Source organism: Pseudoflavonifractor sp. 60, from assembly GCF_009911645.1.
Classification (GTDB): Bacteria; Bacillota; Clostridia; order Oscillospirales; family Oscillospiraceae; genus Lawsonibacter.
In genome coordinates this window covers 1-206 of record NZ_QWKI01000343.1, presented here as the reverse complement: position 1 = coordinate 206, position 206 = coordinate 1, and the positions used below count along the sequence as shown (strand labels likewise).

1 pseudogene is annotated in these 206 nt (G+C 48.5%); it reads left to right on the top strand.

Annotated features, from left to right (window positions below):
* Positions 1–206 (top strand): annotated as a pseudogene (locus tag D1646_RS24110) (restriction endonuclease); the annotation flags it as partial.

Here is a 206-nt window from a genome sequence, read left to right as displayed (position 1 = left end):
CGTTTTATCGCCGCCAATGACAACCTTGACACCGCCAACGGCTTTGATATTATGTCTATCTTCCGTGACGTGATAAACGAGTGGTATGTTGCCGACACCAGCCGCAAAATCAAAGCTGTTTTCAAGTCAAGAATGGAAAAGGGCTTGCGCTGCTCTGGTAGTGTCTGCTATGGCTACCGCGCTTCCAAAGAGGAAAAAGGCGAATG